This is a genomic window from Aliirhizobium smilacinae (assembly GCF_006335145.1).
Lineage (GTDB): Bacteria > Pseudomonadota > Alphaproteobacteria > Rhizobiales > Rhizobiaceae > Neorhizobium > Neorhizobium smilacinae.
In genome coordinates this window covers 868,213-886,301 of record NZ_VDMN01000001.1, presented here as the reverse complement: position 1 = coordinate 886,301, position 18,089 = coordinate 868,213, and the positions used below count along the sequence as shown (strand labels likewise).

The 18,089-nt window shown below is 59.3% G+C and carries 19 protein-coding genes; 6 read left to right on the top strand and 13 right to left on the bottom strand.

Annotated elements, in window-relative coordinates:
- Positions 1 to 242: 242 nt before the first annotated feature.
- Complete coding sequence (locus FHP24_RS04290) at positions 243 to 1,727, top strand: leucyl aminopeptidase (protein WP_139673322.1); 1,485 nt, start codon at positions 243 to 245, stop codon at positions 1,725 to 1,727.
- Positions 1,727 to 2,176: a DNA polymerase III subunit chi gene (locus FHP24_RS04285; RefSeq protein WP_139673318.1), complete on the top strand. Its 450-nt coding sequence runs from the start codon at positions 1,727 to 1,729 to the stop codon at positions 2,174 to 2,176. The genes FHP24_RS04290 and FHP24_RS04285 overlap by 1 nt, the downstream gene beginning before the upstream one ends.
- A 23-nt stretch (positions 2,177 to 2,199) precedes the next feature.
- On the opposite strand, the gene FHP24_RS04280 is transcribed toward FHP24_RS04285, so the two are convergent.
- The 7 genes from FHP24_RS04280 to FHP24_RS04250 form a co-directional block, all read right to left on the bottom strand.
- Positions 2,200 to 3,072 (bottom strand): polysaccharide deacetylase family protein, encoded by an 873-nt coding sequence (locus tag FHP24_RS04280; RefSeq protein WP_139673315.1) that lies wholly within the window; start codon positions 3,070 to 3,072, stop codon positions 2,200 to 2,202.
- Positions 3,073 to 3,182: 110 nt separating this feature from the next.
- Complete coding sequence (locus FHP24_RS04275) at positions 3,183 to 3,575, bottom strand: type II toxin-antitoxin system VapC family toxin (protein WP_139673312.1); 393 nt, start codon at positions 3,573 to 3,575, stop codon at positions 3,183 to 3,185.
- Entirely contained in the window at positions 3,575 to 3,832 is a 258-nt protein-coding gene (locus FHP24_RS04270; protein ID WP_139673309.1) for a type II toxin-antitoxin system VapB family antitoxin, read from the bottom strand. Before FHP24_RS04270 ends, FHP24_RS04275 begins: the two co-directional genes overlap by 1 nt.
- Before the next feature lie 101 nt (positions 3,833 to 3,933).
- Positions 3,934 to 5,976, bottom strand: coding sequence for a prolyl oligopeptidase family serine peptidase (locus tag FHP24_RS04265; protein WP_139676116.1), 2,043 nt, complete (start codon positions 5,974 to 5,976; stop codon positions 3,934 to 3,936).
- 142 nt (positions 5,977 to 6,118) lie between these two features.
- On the bottom strand, positions 6,119 to 8,005 hold the full coding sequence (locus tag FHP24_RS04260) for an ABC-F family ATP-binding cassette domain-containing protein (protein WP_139673307.1): 1,887 nt from the start codon (positions 8,003 to 8,005) through the stop codon (positions 6,119 to 6,121).
- Between the two features lie 62 nt (positions 8,006 to 8,067).
- Entirely contained in the window at positions 8,068 to 9,102 is a 1,035-nt protein-coding gene (locus tag FHP24_RS04255; RefSeq protein ID WP_180355885.1) for a GGDEF domain-containing protein, read from the bottom strand.
- A gap of 125 nt (positions 9,103 to 9,227) precedes the next feature.
- On the bottom strand, positions 9,228 to 9,740 hold the full coding sequence (locus tag FHP24_RS04250) for a DinB family protein (RefSeq protein WP_139673301.1): 513 nt from the start codon (positions 9,738 to 9,740) through the stop codon (positions 9,228 to 9,230).
- A gap of 150 nt (positions 9,741 to 9,890) precedes the next feature.
- Between FHP24_RS04250 and FHP24_RS04245 the strand changes: the two genes are divergently transcribed.
- Positions 9,891 to 10,583 (top strand): glutathione S-transferase family protein, encoded by a 693-nt coding sequence (locus FHP24_RS04245; protein WP_139673298.1) that lies wholly within the window; start codon positions 9,891 to 9,893, stop codon positions 10,581 to 10,583.
- A gap of 116 nt (positions 10,584 to 10,699) precedes the next feature.
- On the top strand, positions 10,700 to 11,122 hold the full coding sequence (gene ndk / locus FHP24_RS04240) for a nucleoside-diphosphate kinase (RefSeq protein WP_112457152.1): 423 nt from the start codon (positions 10,700 to 10,702) through the stop codon (positions 11,120 to 11,122).
- A 53-nt stretch (positions 11,123 to 11,175) separates the two neighbouring features.
- On the opposite strand, the gene FHP24_RS04235 is transcribed toward ndk, so the two are convergent.
- Complete coding sequence (locus FHP24_RS04235) at positions 11,176 to 11,679, bottom strand: hypothetical protein (protein WP_139673295.1); 504 nt, start codon at positions 11,677 to 11,679, stop codon at positions 11,176 to 11,178.
- On the bottom strand, positions 11,676 to 12,221 hold the full coding sequence (locus tag FHP24_RS04230; RefSeq protein WP_139673292.1) for a CGNR zinc finger domain-containing protein: 546 nt from the start codon (positions 12,219 to 12,221) through the stop codon (positions 11,676 to 11,678). Before FHP24_RS04230 ends, FHP24_RS04235 begins: the two co-directional genes overlap by 4 nt.
- A 65-nt stretch (positions 12,222 to 12,286) precedes the next feature.
- On the opposite strand from FHP24_RS04230, the gene FHP24_RS04225 reads away from it, so the two are divergent.
- Positions 12,287 to 13,183, top strand: a complete 897-nt coding sequence (locus FHP24_RS04225) for a branched-chain amino acid ABC transporter permease (protein WP_139673289.1) — start codon at positions 12,287 to 12,289, stop codon at positions 13,181 to 13,183.
- Here FHP24_RS04225 and FHP24_RS04220 read toward each other — a convergent pair whose 3' ends face one another.
- The 4 genes from FHP24_RS04220 to uvrC form a co-directional block, all read right to left on the bottom strand.
- Positions 13,184 to 13,642, bottom strand: coding sequence for a molybdenum cofactor biosynthesis protein MoaE (locus tag FHP24_RS04220; protein ID WP_139673283.1), 459 nt, complete (start codon positions 13,640 to 13,642; stop codon positions 13,184 to 13,186).
- 124 nt (positions 13,643 to 13,766) lie between these two features.
- Positions 13,767 to 14,024 carry a molybdopterin converting factor subunit 1 gene (moaD, locus tag FHP24_RS04215; RefSeq protein ID WP_139673280.1) on the bottom strand — a complete coding sequence of 86 codons (258 nt, stop codon included), beginning with the start codon at positions 14,022 to 14,024 and terminating at the stop codon, positions 13,767 to 13,769.
- Positions 14,025 to 14,034: 10 nt separating this feature from the next.
- Positions 14,035 to 14,622, bottom strand: coding sequence for a CDP-diacylglycerol--glycerol-3-phosphate 3-phosphatidyltransferase (gene pgsA, locus FHP24_RS04210; RefSeq protein ID WP_139673277.1), 588 nt, complete (start codon positions 14,620 to 14,622; stop codon positions 14,035 to 14,037).
- Positions 14,623 to 14,763: 141 nt separating this feature from the next.
- Positions 14,764 to 16,830, bottom strand: coding sequence for an excinuclease ABC subunit UvrC (gene uvrC / locus FHP24_RS04205; RefSeq protein WP_139673274.1), 2,067 nt, complete (start codon positions 16,828 to 16,830; stop codon positions 14,764 to 14,766).
- 581 nt (positions 16,831 to 17,411) lie between these two features.
- Here uvrC and FHP24_RS04200 point away from each other — a divergent pair.
- Positions 17,412 to 18,050, top strand: coding sequence for an outer membrane protein (locus FHP24_RS04200; protein ID WP_139673271.1), 639 nt, complete (start codon positions 17,412 to 17,414; stop codon positions 18,048 to 18,050).
- Positions 18,051 to 18,089: the final 39 nt, after the last annotated feature.

Below are 18,089 nucleotides of genomic sequence, written 5' to 3'. Positions count from 1 at the left end.
GACATTTTTGCTGCCCCGCCATCCCATGATGACGCCGAGCCTATCTATGTGATCGATGCGGCCATTGCGACAGATGCCACGTCACAAAAATGTTGGCTAGCCGACTTTTATTTTTTGTTGTGACATTTCAAAACGGGTGACATTCGCCCGCAGGCTATCACGTCTGGTGGTGCCGGACTTGCCTTTGCAGCCGAAAGGGTAAAGATCGTAGCCCTATTTCGACTAAAAGACGTGGAGTGCCAATGTCCGTCCAATTGAATATCTCTTTTGCAAAATCCTCTTCTCTGGCCTCTTCCCTGGTCATTCAGCTCCAACTCTCCGGTGAACAGCCTGCTTCCGGTTCAACCGAGGCCGATCCGCAGGGGATCGGGGCGCGGGCGACGGGGATAGCCAAGTTCAGCGCAAAGGCGATGACGGTGCTGGAGGTGATCGCTCCACACGGATCGGAAGCGGACCGGCTGACTGTGATTGGGCTCGGAAAGCCGGATGCGCTGACCGCCTATGACTGGCTGCGTGCGGGCGGTGTTGCTGCCGCAAATCTCAAGACTGCAAAGAAGGCCGTCGTCTTTCTCGATGTGCCGGGCCTCGATGTGACTGCCGCGCAGGCGGCAGACTTCGCGCTGGGCATGCTGCTGCGCTCCTATTCGTTCGACACTTACAAGACGAGCAAGAAGGACGATGACAAGCCGGCATCGGTCGATGTGAAGATCGTCCTGGCCGGACATGCTGCCGCGAAGAAAGCATTCGCGGTAACAGAAGCCATTGCCGGCGGCGTGGTTCTCGCCCGCGATCTCGTCAACCTGCCGCCGAACGTGCTCGGCCCGGTGGAATTCGCCGACAAGGCAAAGGAGCTGGAAAGCCTCGGTGTGGTGGTGGAAGTTCTCACCGAGAAGGAAATGAAGAAGCTCGGCATGGGCGCGCTGCTCGGTGTGGCTCAGGGTTCGGTCCGTCCTCCGCGTCTGGCCGTGATGCACTGGAACGGCGGCAAGGCGAAAGACAAGCCGATCGCCTTCGTCGGCAAGGGCGTTGTCTTCGATACAGGTGGTATCTCCATCAAGCCGGGCGCCGGCATGGAGGACATGAAGGGCGATATGGGCGGCGCTGCCGCCGTCATCGGTCTCATCCATGCGCTTGCGTCCCGCAAGGCGAAGGTCAATGCGGTCGGTATTCTCGGCCTTGTGGAAAACATGCCGGATGGAAACGCCCAGCGCCCCGGCGACATCGTTACGTCCATGTCCGGCCAGACGATCGAGATCATCAATACCGATGCCGAAGGTCGTCTCGTTCTCGGCGACGCGCTGTTTTACACCAAGGAGCGTTTCAAGCCGAAATTCATGGTCAACCTTGCGACCCTGACCGGTGCGGTCGTCGTGGCGCTCGGCAACGTCCATGCCGGCCTCTTTTCCAATGACGACACGCTGGCCGGACAGTTGACGGCGGCTGGTGAGGTAACCTCCGAAAAGTTGTGGCGCATGCCGTTGGCCAAGGAATACGACAAGATCATCGACTCACGTTTTGCCGACATGAAGAACAGCGGTGGCCGTCAGGCGGGGTCGATCACCGCGGCGCAATTCCTCAAGCGCTTCGTCGGCGAAACCCCATGGGCGCATCTCGATATCGCCGCCACTGCGCTTAACTCGCCGCAGACCGAGATCAACCAGTCCTGGGCATCCGGTTATGGCGTGCGTCTGCTGGACGAACTCGTGCGGGCGAACTACGAGGACTAATGACCGAAGTTCTTTTCTACCATCTGACCGAATCGAAGCTCGAGGATGCGCTGCCGGCGCTCCTCGAAAAAAGCGTCGAACGCGGCTGGAAGGTGGTCGTCCAGACAAATGACGAGGCGCGCCGGGACATGCTCGACGCGCATCTGTGGACTTTTCGCGATGAAAGTTTTCTGCCGCATGGCACCGATGCTGCGCCGATGCCCGAAGTGCAGCCGGTGCTGCTGACGACGGCAGTCGGAAACGCCAACGGCGCAACCGTCCGCTTCATGGTGGACGGTGCCGAAGCCCCGCCGCTCGATCCTTACGAGCGCGTCGTCTTCATGTTCGACGGTTATGACCAGAGCCAGCTCGAAGGTGCCCGCGCCGAATGGAAACGGCTGAAGGGCGAGGGGCATGCATTGACCTACTGGCAACAGTCGCCGGAAGGGCGCTGGGTGAAGAAGGCCTGAGCGGCCGTCTTCCTTGTCGTTGCTCAGTTTGTCGCAAACAATGGCTTGGTGATCGAAGCGACCAGCACGTCCGACGGCGGCTTGCCGTATTTCAGCTGCACCACCTTGTAGCCTTCGGCCCTGAGCTGAGTCAGCAGCGCCGGCAGCATGGCGGCGGTGCGCGGGTGGATGTCGTGCATCAGGATGATGCCCTTGCGATGGGCGCGCAACGCCTCCATCGTCCGTGTCGCAACCGCAGCTGGTGTGTCGCTGAAATAGTCCTTCGAATCGACCTGGACATCCATCACCACCATCTTGTTGCTGCCGACCCACTGCCGCAGCTTTCTCGAATCGGCAAGATACGGGAAGCGGAAGAAGTCGGCCTCGACGCCGGTTGCCGCCTCGACGGCCTTGCGGCCCTTTTCCAGCTCGGCCACGGCGTCGTCGAATGACATATGGGCGAGATCCGGGTGGCGGTAGGTGTGGCTGCCGATCGTGTGGCCATCGGCCACGACCTCGCGGGCAATATCCGGATGCGCCTTGGCCATCTGGCCGACCATCATGAACGAGGCTTTCACCCCGAACTGGTCGAGCGTGGCAAGAATGCGCTCGGTCTTTTTGGGCATCGGGCCGTCGTCGAAGGTCAGCACCACTTCCCTGTCGCGCAGCTTGATGTCGGAAATCGAACTAACCGTCAGTTCGCGTCCGGCAAGTCCGCCCATCTTGTTGAACCGGCCCCAGGCAGCAGGCGTGAGAGCGACCGGCGATCTGGCGTCGTCCTTCGGTTTCAGCGAACCGGCGGCATCACCGGCTGCAAATGCTGATCTGAGCGACCCGCCTTCAGAAGGCGGCTTTCCCGCGCAGGAGGACAGAAGGCTGATAACGACAGCAGCGGCAAAGGCGGCACGGACCGGCATGAAAGGGTTCTCGATGAAAAATGACGCGTGAATCAGTGATGCGCGATCTTTCGTCGAACATGGTTAATGGGTGGTTATTTTCAGGATTTTCCGCGCTGTGGCATCAGTCGCTAAGCGAGGTCGGTCTGGGCGAAATCCTGGCCGACATAAAGTAGAGGCATATTGTCCATACGGGCACCGGCGTAGGAAAAGCAATCGCCAAAATTGAGCTTTGCCGGATGCCTGCCTTTGCCATAGCGGGCGAAAGCATCCAGGGCGATGGAGGCAGTTTGATCGGTCACATTAACGACGGAGACGTTCATCGTGGTCAGCAGAGCTCGCACCAGCCGCTCCGCTTCAGTGACGGTCAGCCCCTGTTTGCCGGCGAGAACAACGGTTGCTTCGTAAACTACAGTCGGGCCAGTCGATTTAACAAAAGGCGTTGCTTCAATCCGCTTGAGGAGTGCTAGAGATTCCGGTCCTTCTATTAAAATCTCGACAAGGGCCGATGTCTCGATGAACATTAACTTTCCCACATATCGTCTAAAAATGCTTTATCGTCGAAATTCGGGTTAGGCCTGCCAAGCCTTTTGATCTCATCCTGGATCGCTTTCACTCTTTCGAAAAACGGCTCTCTGTCACCCTCGGTCTTATCGGGCTCATCCAGCACCACCCGTTCCAGAGCCTGCCGGACGGCATCCTTTTTGCTCGGAGCGTTCAGCACCTTCTGCGCCCTTTCGGCAAGAGCGTCGAGTTCCTCGTCTGTCAGATAGAGCGCCATCTCAGCACCTCGCGGATACAAATCTTAAGATAAAGCATCTCCGCGAGGCCGGCAACCGCAGGATCGTGGGGCTTTAGGCAAGATAGAAGGCGTTCCTCATCTCAATCCCTCATGATTGTTTGCCGCAGGAAACTGTAACCCATGGCGCGGCGTTCGGCCATTTCGGTCGTATCGCCGGCACCACCATGGCCACCTGAACCGTATTCGCGGAAGAACGGCTCATGGCCGGCATCGATCAGCCGCTTGGCAAAGCGCCGCGCATGGGACGGATGCACCCGGTCGTCATTGGTCGAACTTTCGATATAGATTGGCGGATAGCTGATCTCGCTTTTCGGCTTCACCTGATGCAGCGGCGAATAGGTGAGCATGGCATTCAGTTCTTCGGGAAGGTCTGGATTGCCATACTCGTCCATCCAAGCTCGGCCAGCAGGGAAGACGTGGAAGCGTGACATGTCGATCACCGGCACCGAGGTCCAGACCGCGCCGAAATCCTCAGGATAACGTGTGGCCATGACGGCGGTCAGAAGCCCGCCATTGCTGCCGCCATTGCAGGCGATGCGGTATGGTTTGGTGTAACCGCGCTTGACCAGATCGCGGGCGACGGCGACGAAATCCTCGAAGGCCTTGTGGCGACCCTTGCCCTTGGCGACCGTGTGCCAGTCAGGTCCAAGCTCTCCGCCGCCGCGGATATAGGCCTGCACGAAAGCGCCGCCCTGTTCGAGCAGCACGCCGTAGGCGCCGGAATAGACGGGCGACAGCGAAACGCCGAAACCGCCATAACCATACATCAGGACCGGCAACTCCCCCTTGGTCCAGTTCCTCGGTAGAGTTATGTGATACGGCACTTTGGTGCCGTCCTCCGAGATTGCTTCGAGCAGTTCCGACGTCATGCCTTCGGCGTCGTAATAGGCCGGCGACGTGCCGGTCTGCACGAGTTTATGGCTGGCACTGTGGTCGGCGAGATCCAGCCGGAAGCTGCTCGAAGGCAGCAGAAAACCCTGGCCGATAATGGTCAGTATTTCCTCGCCAAGCGTCAGGTCGGCATCGAACATCCGGAAGCCGACCGTCTGCAACTCTTCCGGCAAAGGCAGCTCTTCCGGTGCCGGATCGGGTTTGGTCAGGTCGACCAGATAGAGTTTCGGCACCATGCGATCGACGACGATGAAGACAGCCCATGTCTTGAGCAGCGCGAACTGGGAAACCGACTGGCCGTCCTTCGGCGAAAACAAGATGCGCGGATTTGTCAGCGGCTCGGACCCGAAGGCGTGAAAATCCTGTAGGATCAGAGTGCCGGTTGGATACCGCTCGCCGGTTTTCGTCCGCCAGATGGCATGGGTATGATTGAAATCGCTGTCGCTTTCGACGGGCAGGTCGAGGCGCTGGATTTCGCCGCTCGCATTGCGGATATGCACGCTCGACTTGCCGATCTCATGGCCGACGGTGAAGAACTCGATCTTTCGCTCATCCGGCTTTCCGCCCCAGAACAACGGATCGATGGAACTTGCAGCGCCGTAGACGTCGTCCTGACCCGCTTCGAAAAGGATCGGCGCATCCTTCGGATCGACGCCGCGTTTCAGGATACGGCCGACGCGCGGCCAGCCGGAGCGGGTGGCCGAAAATTCGTCGACCGAGCCGAAATAGGCAAGCTTGTCCGGGCTCAGCCACGTGGCATGGGCCCGTGCCGGCGGCGTGTCGAAACCGCCTTCGACGATCGTCTTCGTCTCTGTGTCGAATTCCAGGAGCCGCAGCTGGTCAGAACCACCATCCGACAGGATCAGCAGAACCCGCGTCGGTTCGTAAGGGCAGGTAATCGCGCCGGAATAGATCCAGCGCTTGCCTTCCTGCAGACAGAAGGCGTCGAAGTCGAAGACGGTTTCCCAGGCCGCATCGTGGCGCGGCTCAAGGTCTGCCGGAAGGCGACGCCAGATGCCGAGTGGATTGTTCTTCGAGCGGTGGAAATCGAACAGCCATTTGCCACGCCGCACCGGCACGATCAGTCGGTCCTCGCGCTCGATCATCGCCTTCAGCGCGTCGCGATCTTTCTCAAATTCCGGTGTCCTGAACTGGTGGTCCGACTTGCCGTTCTGCTCGGTGACGAAAGCGATCGTGTTCTGGTCGTTATCTGTTTCGAGAAAAAGGTTCATCATGGCCTCCTCATGCACTCGGGAAGCCTTTACCTATGCACGGAGAAGGTCGCTGGCAACCGCTGCCGTTTCGTTTAGCTGCAACGCGGATTGGTCCTCGGGACAAGCCCAAGGATGACGACCGTGAGAACGGGAATCGGTGTTACCCTGCCATCGCCTCTTCATATTCGGACGAAAGCATCAGCCATTCTTCTTCGGCACTCGAAAGCTTTGCAGCGGCCTCGCCGCGTTCCTTGGCCTTCTGGGCAGCCTTGGCAGGAGCCTTCTCGTAGAGCACTGGGTCCGCAAGTTCTTTATCAAGCGCCTGAATCAGCTTCTCAAGCTTAGCCGTCAAGGATTCGATTTCGTTGATTTTTTTCTTCAGCGGCGCGAGCGACGCACGCTTTTCGGCATTCGCCTTGCGCTGGTCGGCCTTGGAGGCATTCTCGTCCGCTGACCCCTGCGCCTTGTCGTCCTTTTTGCGGCCCGACGCGATGATCAGGTCGCGATATTCCTCCAGGTCGCCTTCGAACGGTTTGACCGTGCCTTCGTTGACCAGCCATAGCCGGTCGACGGTCGCCTCGATCAGGTGGCGGTCGTGCGAGATCAGGATGACGGCGCCTTCATAATCGTTCAGCGCCTCGATCAGCGCCCGGCGGCTATCGATGTCGAGGTGGTTGGTCGGTTCGTCGAGGATGAGAAGGTTCGGTGCGTGGAACGCGGCAAGGCCCATCAGCAGGCGGGCCTTTTCGCCACCGGAAAGATCCTTGGCGGCGGTGTTCATCTTTTCCGTCGCAAGCCCCATCTGCGCCACGCGGGCACGCACCTGTGCTTCGGCTGCCTGCGGCATCAGGCGGCGTACGTGGTCCACCGGCGTTTCGTTGGGGATGAGGTCGTCCAGCTGGTGCTGGGCGAAAAAGCCGATCGACAGCGACGACGCGCGCTTCATTTCGCCGTCATCCAGCTGCAGACGGCCGGAAATCAGTTTGGCGAAGGTCGATTTGCCGTTGCCGTTCGAGCCGAGCAGCGCAATGCGGTCGTCATTGTCGATGCGCAGGCTGACATTCTTCAGGATCGGCTTGCCGGGCTCGTAACCGACTGCGCCCTTGTTGATCGCGACGATTGGCGAGGCGGGGATCTTTTCCGGCTTGGGGAAGCTGATCGGTTGGACGTGGTCCTCGATCACGGCGGCCACCGTACCCATGCGCTCCAGCGCCTTGACGCGGCTCTGCGCCTGTTTGGCCTTGGTTGCCTTCGCCTTGAAGCGGTCGATGAAACTCTGCAGATGCTTTCGAGCAGCGTCGTTTTTCGCTTTCGCCTTCATCTGCAATTCGTCGGCCTCGGCCTTCTGCCGCTCGAACTGATCATAATTGCCGCGGTAGAAGGCCAGCTTCGTCTGGTGCAGATGCACGATCGAGTTGACCGCGTTGTTCAGCATGTCGCGATCGTGGGAAATGACGATGACGGTGTGCGGGTAACGCCGCACATAGTCTTCCAGCCACATCGTGCCTTCGAGATCGAGATAGTTGGTTGGTTCGTCGAGCAGAAGCAGGTCCGGCTCGGCAAACAGCACGGCCGCCAGCGCCACGCGCATGCGCCAGCCACCGGAAAAGGACGAGGCCGGGCGCAGCTGTGCGTTCGCATCGAAGCCAAGGCCGGCGAGAATGCTGGCCGCACGCGCTTCCGCCGAATGAGCGTCAATATCGACGAGCCGCATCTGGATGTCCGCTATGCGATGCGGGTCGGTCGCCGTTTCTGCTTCCGCCATCAGCGCGGTGCGTTCCTTGTCGGCGGCCATGACGATGGAGATCAGCGAATCTTCCGTGCCCGGCGCTTCCTGCGCGACCTGTCCGATGCGCGCATTCTTCGGGATCGTTACCGATCCGCTCTCGGCCACGAGATCGCCGGTGATGACGCGGAACAGCGTCGACTTTCCGGCGCCGTTGCGACCGATCAGGCCGACCTTCGCACCCGCCGGAAGCGAAACGCTGGCATTGTCGAGAAGCAGGCGGCCTGCGATACGGGCGGAAAGGTCGGTAATCGTGATCATGGCGGCGTTTTTGGCCGAAACACGCTGCTAACGCAAGGGATTGCCCGGCTCAGACGCGCAGATTAGACGCCCGGCCGGCTAGTGTCCCCGTGAATGATGACGCTCAAACGCGGATTGGCCCGCGACGCCTCGGCCGCAAGGACCGCCTGCTGGCGCAATTGCTGTGGCGAAAACGCTTCGGTTGCCATTGCCGCCCCCATGGAAAGCCGGATGGCCGGTGTCCCGTCGGAAGTCGCGAATACGAGGTTGTCGCTGATCGAGGTCGTCAGGCGGGCTGCGATTGGCTTGATCGCGTCGCGGCTGACATGCTGGAACAGGAAGGCGAACTCACCCTTGCCGATTCGGGCGAGAAAATCGTCCTTCTTGATCGTCTTACGGAAGACGGCCGCAGTTTTCTTGATGATCCGGGTGGCGGCCGCCTCTCCATAGGTGTCGGCGAGTTCGGAAATGTCGGCGATGGCGACAAGGAAAAGCGCGGTGTCGCGGCTTTCCGTGTCATCGGCATAAAGTGCTTCCAGCTTCTCGGTGAAGGCCGCATGGTTCGGCAGGCTGGTCATCCGGTCGCGCAGCATCACGGCGCGGACTGCGGAAACGTCCTGTTCCGCAGCCGTCAGAAGATGGGCACCGGAGCGCAGGGCTGCCTCCAGCTCCGTTTCCGCCACGACGGCATCCGAAAGCGAGACGCTGAGATATTCGATCTCGGCAAGAATATCGCCGGGACCTGCACCATTGTCCTCGCGCAGGCTTTTTGCCACGGCTTCGAGCGCCCGGCTGAAGCCGCGTTTCTGCTCGGCACCGCTCGTCATTTTTTCGCGAAGGCTGGTCAGCAGGCGGATATCCGGATCGCGGGATTTCGGCAGTCCGCTGGCGACGAAACCCGGAAGTTGATAACGGATGCCGATCTCGTCCAACACCGTCTGTCGCGGTGCGACCGGCAGTGCCATGACTTCACGCGACAGCACTGCATCGGCACCGCAATGCGCTTCGTAGAAGAGCTCGTAGTTGCGCGGCAGGCCACTTACCTCGATGCGGGTCATATGTTGGCTGACCGCCTGCAATGTCCTGTCCTGAGCTATCTTGCGGGCCTGGGTCGACATCCGTCGTCTCCTGATCATTCGTTCATGAAGACGATTGATTGCGGGAGCGCGTTAACATCCGCTGAAATACGGCCATGGATTGCAGTGACGAGCGCGATTCGTGCGAAAAAGGGTTAAGGCCCGGTTCACGACATCCACTGCTTCCCGTCCTTCCGGAGAAACGCGATCATGTCGAGCACGACCGATGGTTGCCCGAGCGATGTGAGGATCGCATGCACCTGTCCGCGGTGATGGGTCTGGTGGTTGAACACATGCGCCAGGATTGGGCCGAGCGGCTCGGTGACTGGGGTCGGAACGGTGACCGGCGTGTAGCTGACCGAACGTTCGAATGCATCCGGTGCAAGGGAGGTGGTGAGCCTTATGAACCGCTCGTCTTCCGCCGCGCGCGCCGTGCGAAGTTCGGCAAGGTCTTCGTAGAGAACGACATTGAGCTCCATCGGCGCCGTGCCGGTGCCGGTGATGCGCCGCAGCCAGATCCGGTCTGCGACGAGCAGATGATTGAGGGTGCGGTGCGCCGAACCGAAAAAGGCGCCACGGTCGGCACGATAATCGTCGTCGGGGAGGGCGGCACAGGCATCATAGATGCGCTCATTGGCCCAGCGATTGTAATCGGCAAGCATCTGGAAATGGCGCAGCATGTGTTTCTCCCCCGCAAGCCGTTTCGTATTTTCCCGTCTACACCAAACCGCATCATGCGGCTCTTATGCAATCCATGAAATCTTCTGATTGGATCGGCGCAGGTTTCCTGATCATCATCACGTTTCGAACGGATGATTTGGAGCCCCTACATGACCACCCGTATCCTCTATTCCCTTTGCGGTGCCGATGAGGCCCGGCCGTTTTCTCCCCATTGCTGGAAGGTGGTGTTGGCACTGAAGCACAAGGGACTGGATTTCGTCGAGAAGCCTACGCCCTTTACCCAGATCCCGGAGATCGAGAACGGATTTTCCAAGACGGTGCCGATCCTGCGGGATGGCAACGAGCTGATCCGCGACAGTTTCGATATCGCGCTCTATCTCGAGGACCATTATCCGAACCGGCCGACGCTTTTCGGCGGGGAGGGTGGAAAGGCGCTGTCACGCTTCGTCGAGCGTTTCTCGCAGACCATCGTCCACCCGGCGATCACCGGCATCGCCGTGGCCGATATTCACGACATGCTCGACGAAACCGACCAGCGCTATTTCCGAACATCGCGTGAAAAAATGCTCGGCAAGTCGCTGGAGGAGGTTCGTGCCGGGCGTGAGGCGGCGGTCAGAGAGTTTGCGGCAAAGCTGGAGCCGATGCGCCAGACGCTTGGTTATCAGGATTTCATCGGCGGCGATGGCCCGCTGTTTGCCGACTATATCCTCTTCGGCGCTCTGCAATGGATGCGCATCACGACCGGTGCTGACGTGTTTGCCGCCGGTGACCCGGTCGGGCAGTGGTTCGAGCGTTGCCTCGACCTTTATGAGGGCGTAGGTCGTAGTGTGACGGCGGCGTGAAATTCAGGCGGGTGACGTGACAATAGCCAAAACCCCCTTGTTTCCGGCGATTAAGGCGGGTAAACACCGCCAACTTTCCCCTGGCAAAGTGCCCCTGGAAACAAAGGATAGACAAGATGGCGATTGAACGCACCTTCTCGATGATCAAGCCTGATGCCACCAAGCGCAACCTGACCGGCGCTATCACCAAGGTATTCGAAGACAACGGCCTGCGCATCATCGCATCCAAGCGCGTCTGGATGTCGAAGCGCGAAGCCGAAGGCTTTTACGCAGTTCACAAGGAACGCCCGTTCTTCGGCGAACTGGTTGAAGGCATGACCTCCGGCCCGACCATCGTTCAGGTTCTGGAAGGCGAAGGCGCCATCCTGAAGAACCGCGAAATCATGGGCGCAACCAACCCGGCAAACGCCGATGAAGGCACGATCCGCAAGCAGTTCGCTCTGTCGATCGGCGAAAACTCGGTTCACGGTTCGGACGCTCCGGAAACCGCAGCGCAGGAAATCGCCTACTGGTTCGCAGAAACCGAAATCGTCGGCTGATTGCCGGATATGATTGTTGATTGAAAAAGCCGGGGCCGATGCTCCGGCGTTTTTCATTTCGGGCAGTCGCTATAGGCCGACATGTCCTGAGTTCCATCGGCGTGAAAGACGTCCGGATTGGGCGTATAACCTGGCCCTATCACGAGCGGCTTGGCGGGCAGCACGCTCTGGTCGACATCCGAGGTGATGCTGGTCGCTATTTCCTGCAGGACTTCGCCGGATGCCGACAGGATGCGGATGGTGACAGCGTAGGGATGATCCTTGCGGACGCATTGCAGATGTGGGCTCTGGATGACGATCGTGTCCTCGATTGGAAAGATCTTTTCACGTGCGATCAATAAATCGCCGCCTCTCGGGTTTTCGAACTCCGCCGAGACGAGACTGCCATCCGGCATTGGACGAAGTTTTCGAAGCGTAACGAGATAGTTGGCCGTGGCAACGCGGTAGTTGAACACGAAAAGACGCCCCGAAAGCTCGACCAGCTTGCCCTCGGTTTCCCGTTGGCAGGAGGTCAGCAGAAACACAGCCAGGCCGGCAGCAAACGCTGTGCCGTTCATGGCGAACGCTCCTTCCTGGCATTGTAGTGGCGTGCGGCCTTTACCCGGTTGCCGCAGACGGACATGTCGCACCAGATACGGCTGCTGTTCTTGCTGCGGTCGACGAACAGCCAGCCGCAATTGCCGCATATCCGGATCCTTTTCACCTCACTTTTCGAAAGCAACCTCAGAGCCGAATAGGCGCTCTCGGTCTCAAGCGATCGCCTGGCTCCGCGTCGCAGCAGGACGGCCGTCGCCTCCAGCAGTTCGGCGAGAAGAATCGGCGTCTCGACATCGCTCACGCAGGCCCGAAAATAGCGGTCGATCGCCTCGCGCAATGTGATGAAAAGGTCATGGTTCTGGCTCGACACAGGCGCAAGCGTGCCAAACAGCGCGCGCTCGGCCGAAAACTCCGCTGCTGCTTTCGCAAATGCATCCAGCTGCTCCATATCGACGAGGCGATCGATGCTGCGGGCGGGATCGAAGCGCAGGATAACGCTGTTGGCAACATCAAGCGCCAGCGCGCCTCCGGCAAAACGGTGTTGGGTCCATGAAAAGGTCATGGAGCAATTATAACTGTCAAAAATTGTTTTGCCAGTTACAATCGGGCTGTGGATTGGAGCCCCGGATGGCCTATTTTCTGCAGCAGATCGCTAACGCCCTGCCCATCGCGTCGCTCTATGCGGCGCTGGCATTCGGTTATGCGGTTGCCTTCGCGGTCACGCGGCGCGCCGATATTACCTATGGTGCGATCTTCGCCTTTTCCGGCCATATCTATCTTCTGTTCGCCCATCTCGGCTGGGATCGGCTTTGGCTCGTCCTTACTGCCTCGTTGGCGCTTGGAGCCGCAGCCGGATTGATGGGCGGGCTAGGGGCAGGTGTGATAATCGGGCAGTTCGTCATGAGGCCGCTTTCGGCAGCTTCGCCGAATGCCATGATCGTCGCATCACTCGGTCTGGTGATGGTGCTGATGGAAGGCGCGCGGCTTGCCTCCGATACACGCGAACTCTGGCTACCGCCTTTTCTCAACGCCAACATCGTTTTCTGGCGAGGCGCAGGTTTTCCCGTCGCGCTGACAGTGCTCCAATTGATCAATATTGCGCTGATGTCTTTTATGGTCCTCGCCGGTCATATGGTCCTTGGATACAGCCGTTTCGGCCGCCGGTGGCGAGCGGTGTCCGACGATCCTCTTGCGGCGGAACTATCCGGCGTCAGCGCTGCCCGGATATTCGTATCTGCCTACGCTCTTGCAGCATTCTATGCGTCCGTTTGCGGCGTGCTGGCGACGTCCTATTACGGCACGATGGATTTCGGCGCGGGCCTGCTCTTCGGTCTGAAAGTGGTGCTGATTGCCGCCGCAGGCGGGCATTCGAGCCCGCTCAAGTCGGCGGCGGGGGCGGCCTTGGTCGGACTTGCCGAAACTTTATGGAGCGGATACGGCCCGATCTTCTGGCGCGATCTGGTGGTGATCTCGGGGCTGGTTCTGCTTCTGGTTCTCAGTCGAAGAGAGCGCTTGACACTTTAGTCAGAGCCACTTGTCCGCTGCCTTGTCGTCAATGCCCTTGGCTTCGATCCAATTGCCGGCGGTACCATCAGCAGCATGCTCCTTCTTCCAGAAGGGAGCCGAGGTCTTCAGGAAATCCATGATGAAATTGGCGCCGTCGAAGGCGGCCTGCCGATGCGCAGCCGTGGCGATGACCAGCACGATATTTTGGCCCGGTTCGATCCGGCCGTGACGATGGATGGCGGTGGCGCCTATCAACGTAAAGCGTTCAATCGCGAGGTCGACGATCCGTCGCATCTCGGTTTCCGCCATGCCGGGATAATGTTCCAGCTCCAGCGCCGAAAGCTTGCCCTGTTCGCCGCGGCACAGCCCGACGAAGGAGACGACGGCACCGATATCCGTACGCCCATCCGTCAGGGCATCGACTTCGGCCTGAAGGTCGAAGTCGTTAGGTTGGACACGGATTGTTGGAGTGGTCATCGTGGTCTCCAAGGACTTCAGTCAATTTTGCCGAACCCTATCCCGGCCCTTCGCTTTGGCTCAGGGCGTTCGACGCTGAAATCGATTCGCAGGATCGATTTCTCCGGCTTTACCGGATCGCGTCTCACCCCCCGGTCATGGGTGGAAAAATTCCGATCTCTCGGGCGCCGGCGATCGGCTCGTCGTGTTCAACATGCTCCTGGTTCAGCGCCACGCGGATCACGTCGGGATATTCAAGCGCGTTCTCGTATTCCTCGCCCAAGCCCTTCAGATGACTCAATAAGTCGCGAACGGTCACGACAGTCTCGGGAAGTTCGATCTCTTCTTCCGTCTTGCCGATGCGCTCTCTGACCCAGGCGAAATAGACGAGATTGGCTTTCATTCAAAGGTCCTCAATCCGCATCCACCAGATGCTTCACACCGGCTTTGAAGTAGTCGTAGCCGGTATAGAAGGTTAGGAACGCAGCGATCCAGAGAAGCGCTATACCCATCTCGGTAATGTAGGGCACGACCTTGTCGCCGGCAGGACCGGCGAGCAGAAAGGCGATCGACACCATCTGGATCGTCGTTTTCCACTTGGCAATTCGGGTGACGGGGACCGAGACTTTCAGCGCCGCGAGATATTCGCGCAGACCCGAGACGAGGATTTCGCGGCACAGGATGGTGATCGCCGCCCAGAGCGACCAGCCTGCGATCGTCTGGTCGGCGGCCAGGAGCAGGAGCACGGCTGCGACGAGCAGCTTGTCGGCGATGGGATCGAGCATCCGGCCGATGTTCGACGTCTGGTTCCAGATGCGGGCGAGATAGCCGTCTAGATAATCGGTGAGCGAGGCAATGATGAAAAGCCACAGCGCCGTCCAGCGGGCCGTGTCAGAGCTTTCCAGCTTACCCTCGACGAAAAAACAGAGGACGATCACCGGCACGGCAACGATACGCGCATAGGTGAGAAGGTTGGGGATATTGTATGCGCGGGAAGCCATATCGGACCTATGCTAGCGGTTTGTCCCTAGTTGATGTTTCGGAGGCGAAGCGTCAACCGGTTTCGCGGCTTTTTTACAGACGATTGTGACAGGCGATCCGATCGGCGATCCGAAAGCCCGATTTGAGCGCCTTTGTCCGGATCAATTGGCTCTAGTCTCATGGAAATGATTATAGACCTGTTTCGCCACGGCCTCCGAAATCCCCTCGACCGCCATCAGGTCGTTCAAGCCTGCTCGCGATACGGCCTTGGCAGTGCCGAAATGCTGCAGGAGCTTGCGCTTGCGGCCCGGTCCGATGCCGGAAATCTCGTCCAGCGGGTTCTTGATCATTTCTTTCTTGCGGCGTGCCCGGTGTGAGCCGATGGCGAATCGATGCGCCTCGTCGCGCATGCGCTGGACGAAATAGAGAACCGGATCCCGCGGCGGCAGCGAGAAGTCGCTTTTTCCGTCGGCAAAAAAACGCTCGCGGCCGGCATCGCGATCGACGCCCTTGGCGACGCCGATCGCGGTGACCACCTCACGGATGCCGAGTTCGTCGAGAATGGCGCGCACCGCCGTCATCTGCCCTTGGCCGCCGTCGATCAGGATGACGTCGGGCCATGCCGGGAACGCGGCGTCGTTGATGTCGTCGCCGCTGACCTCGGCAGGTGCTTCCGCATTCGCCCCCGCCGAAATGCTGCGGTTGGGAATGCCTTCCTCCTTGATCAGCCGCGAAAAACGCCGCGTCATCACTTCCTTCATCATTCCAAAATCGTCGCCGGGGGTGATGTCGGTCGATTTGATGTTGAACTTCCGGTACTGGCCTTTGACGAACCCTTCGGGTCCAGCCACGACCATGCCGCCCACGGCATTGGTCCCCATGATGTGGGAGTTGTCATAGATTTCGATGCGGCGCGGCTGGTAGGGCAGCTTGAACGTCTCGGCGAGGCCTGCCAGCAGGCGGGCCTGCGATGAGGTTTCCGCCAGTTTTCGGCCATGTGCCTCGCGGGCATTTGCAGCGACGTGATCGACGAGATCGCGCTTCTCGCCGCGCTGCGGCACCAGGATCGAAATCTTGTGGCCGACCTTTTCGGAGAAGGCGAGCGCGAGCAATTCCTGTTCCTCGACGGCTTCCGAAAGCAGAATCTGCTTCGGCACCGGCTTGTCGTCGTAGAACTGCGCGAGGAAGGCGTTCAAAACTTCCGCAGCCGGCATCTGCGGGTCGGCTTTCGGGAAATAGGCGCGATTGCCCCAGTTCTGACCGGTGCGGAAGAAGAACACTTGAATGCAGGTCAGTCCGGCCTCGTGGTAGATGGCAAATATATCCGCTTCTTCGACGCCGGCCGGATTGATGCCCTGATGGCTCTGGACATGACTGAGGGCAGCCAGGCGATCACGGTAGACGGCGGCGCGCTCGAAATCGAGATCGTCCGAAGCTTCGGCCATTTGTTTGGCGATCACGGTTTTGACGTTCTGGCTTTGGCCCGAGAGGAAGTCCGATGCCTCTTTCACCAACTCCGCATACCCCGCATCGCTGACTTCATGCGTGCAGGGGCCGGAACAGCGTTTGATTTGATACAGCAGACAGGGGCGCGTGCGGGTCTCGAACACGCTGTCGGTGCAGGTGCGCAAGAGAAACGCTCGTTGCAGCGAATTGATCGTGCGGCCGACGGCACTCGCGGATGCAAACGGCCCGAAATACTGCCCTTTTCTCGCCCGCGCACCACGGTGCTTCAAAAGGGCAGGGGCGCGGTGGTCGCCGCTGATCAGAATGTAGGGAAACGACTTGTCGTCGCGCAGCAGCACGTTGAAGCGGGGGCGCAGCCGCTTGATCAAATTGGCTTCGAGCAGCAGCGCTTCGGTTTCCGTCCGCGTCGTGACGAATTCCATATGGGTCGTCTCGCGCACCATGCGGGTGAGGCGGTTGGAATGCAGTCGCCCCTGCGCATAGTTGCCGACGCGTTTCTTCAGGCTGCGCGCCTTGCCGACATACATGACGTCGCCGGCCTCGTTGAACATGCGATAGACGCCCGGCGCATTCGGCAGGTGCTTGACGAATTCGGCAATCAGGTCGGCACCCTTGAGGCCGTTATCCTGTCTGACGGCCTCGTTCCAGTCGATCGACGCAGTGATGACATCGGCAGCCGTGTCCGGCGCCAGAACCTCATCGTCGTCTTCTTCCGTCTCGTCATAGAGAACGCCGCCATCCGGCAGCTTCTTGTCGTTCATTCCACATCTCCGCCGGGCCACGTATGGGCGCCGGGCTCGTCATATCTCGAATCGAAGCCGATTGCTGATCTCACAGATAGTGTCCGCCGGCCCGCTTTGGAAGCAGGCTCGGCGGTCACGCGTCAAGCGCGACGGGGTAGGAAATACGGCAGCATTCGGATGGGAACGTCGGCGTGAGGCAGGGATTGGCCGGTTGAAACAGGTATTTCCAAGGATAAAACGCGGATGCCAAGCAGCGATGTGTTTGATCTGAACTTGAACAACAAGTGCATTTCTATCGTGACACCGAGATGTCGACGCGAATCCTCGTGTATTGACTTGGATATTCTCGCTTGGTAAGAAATAAGAAAGAAATGTAAAACAGTTAATAAATGAATTAGTATTCTGTTAGGGTTAACAATATACATGTTGCGGCGATGCAACATCGAACTTTAGCCTTCTATCTGCCGCAATCAATTCACAATTCGGCTCTCTCAATTCCTCAATTGCACTCCAAATTCTCCTCAGCCAGCAGGGAACAAACTCGTCGCCACCAAGTTTATGTGACGGCCTTCCCGGCAGCACTAAAAGGAGAATTATGTATGCGTATCCTCATCGCAACTCTGATGGCCTCGGCTGCCAGCTTCATCGCAATTTCCGCGGCCAATGCTGCTGACGCTGTCGACCAGATCCCGCAGGCGCCGGTCGCCGTGGAAGAGCCGGCTCCGGCTGTCGGCAACTGGCAGGGTTACTACCTCGGTGCGACCGGTGCTTACGACTGGGGTCGTTTCGGCGCTGGCGACCGTGACAGCAAGCTCGGTGGTGGTCTCTACACCGGTTACAACTGGCAGAGCGGCCAGATCGTCTACGGTGTCGAAGGCGACGTTGCCTATAACGGCGAAAAGTCGGGCACCTATCCGGATCTCGAAGGTAAGGCTGGCTGGAACGGCTCGCTTCGTGGCCGCGTCGGTTACGACCTGAACCCCTTCCTGATCTACGGTACGGGTGGTGTTGCCATTCAGGACAACAAGTTGTCTGACGCGACCTCTTCCGAAAGCAAGACTGCCGTCGGTTACACCGTCGGTGCCGGTGCGGAAGCCTTCGTCACCAGCAACATCACGGCACGTCTCGAATATCGTTATACCGATTTCGGTTCCAAGGATTACAACCTCGATAGCGGCTCCTTCTCGAAGGGCTACGACGACCACAGCGTCAAGGTTGGTATCGGCGTGAAGTTCTAAGTTTAAGTCTAAACAGGCTGGGGAAGCCCGCGGCGTCAA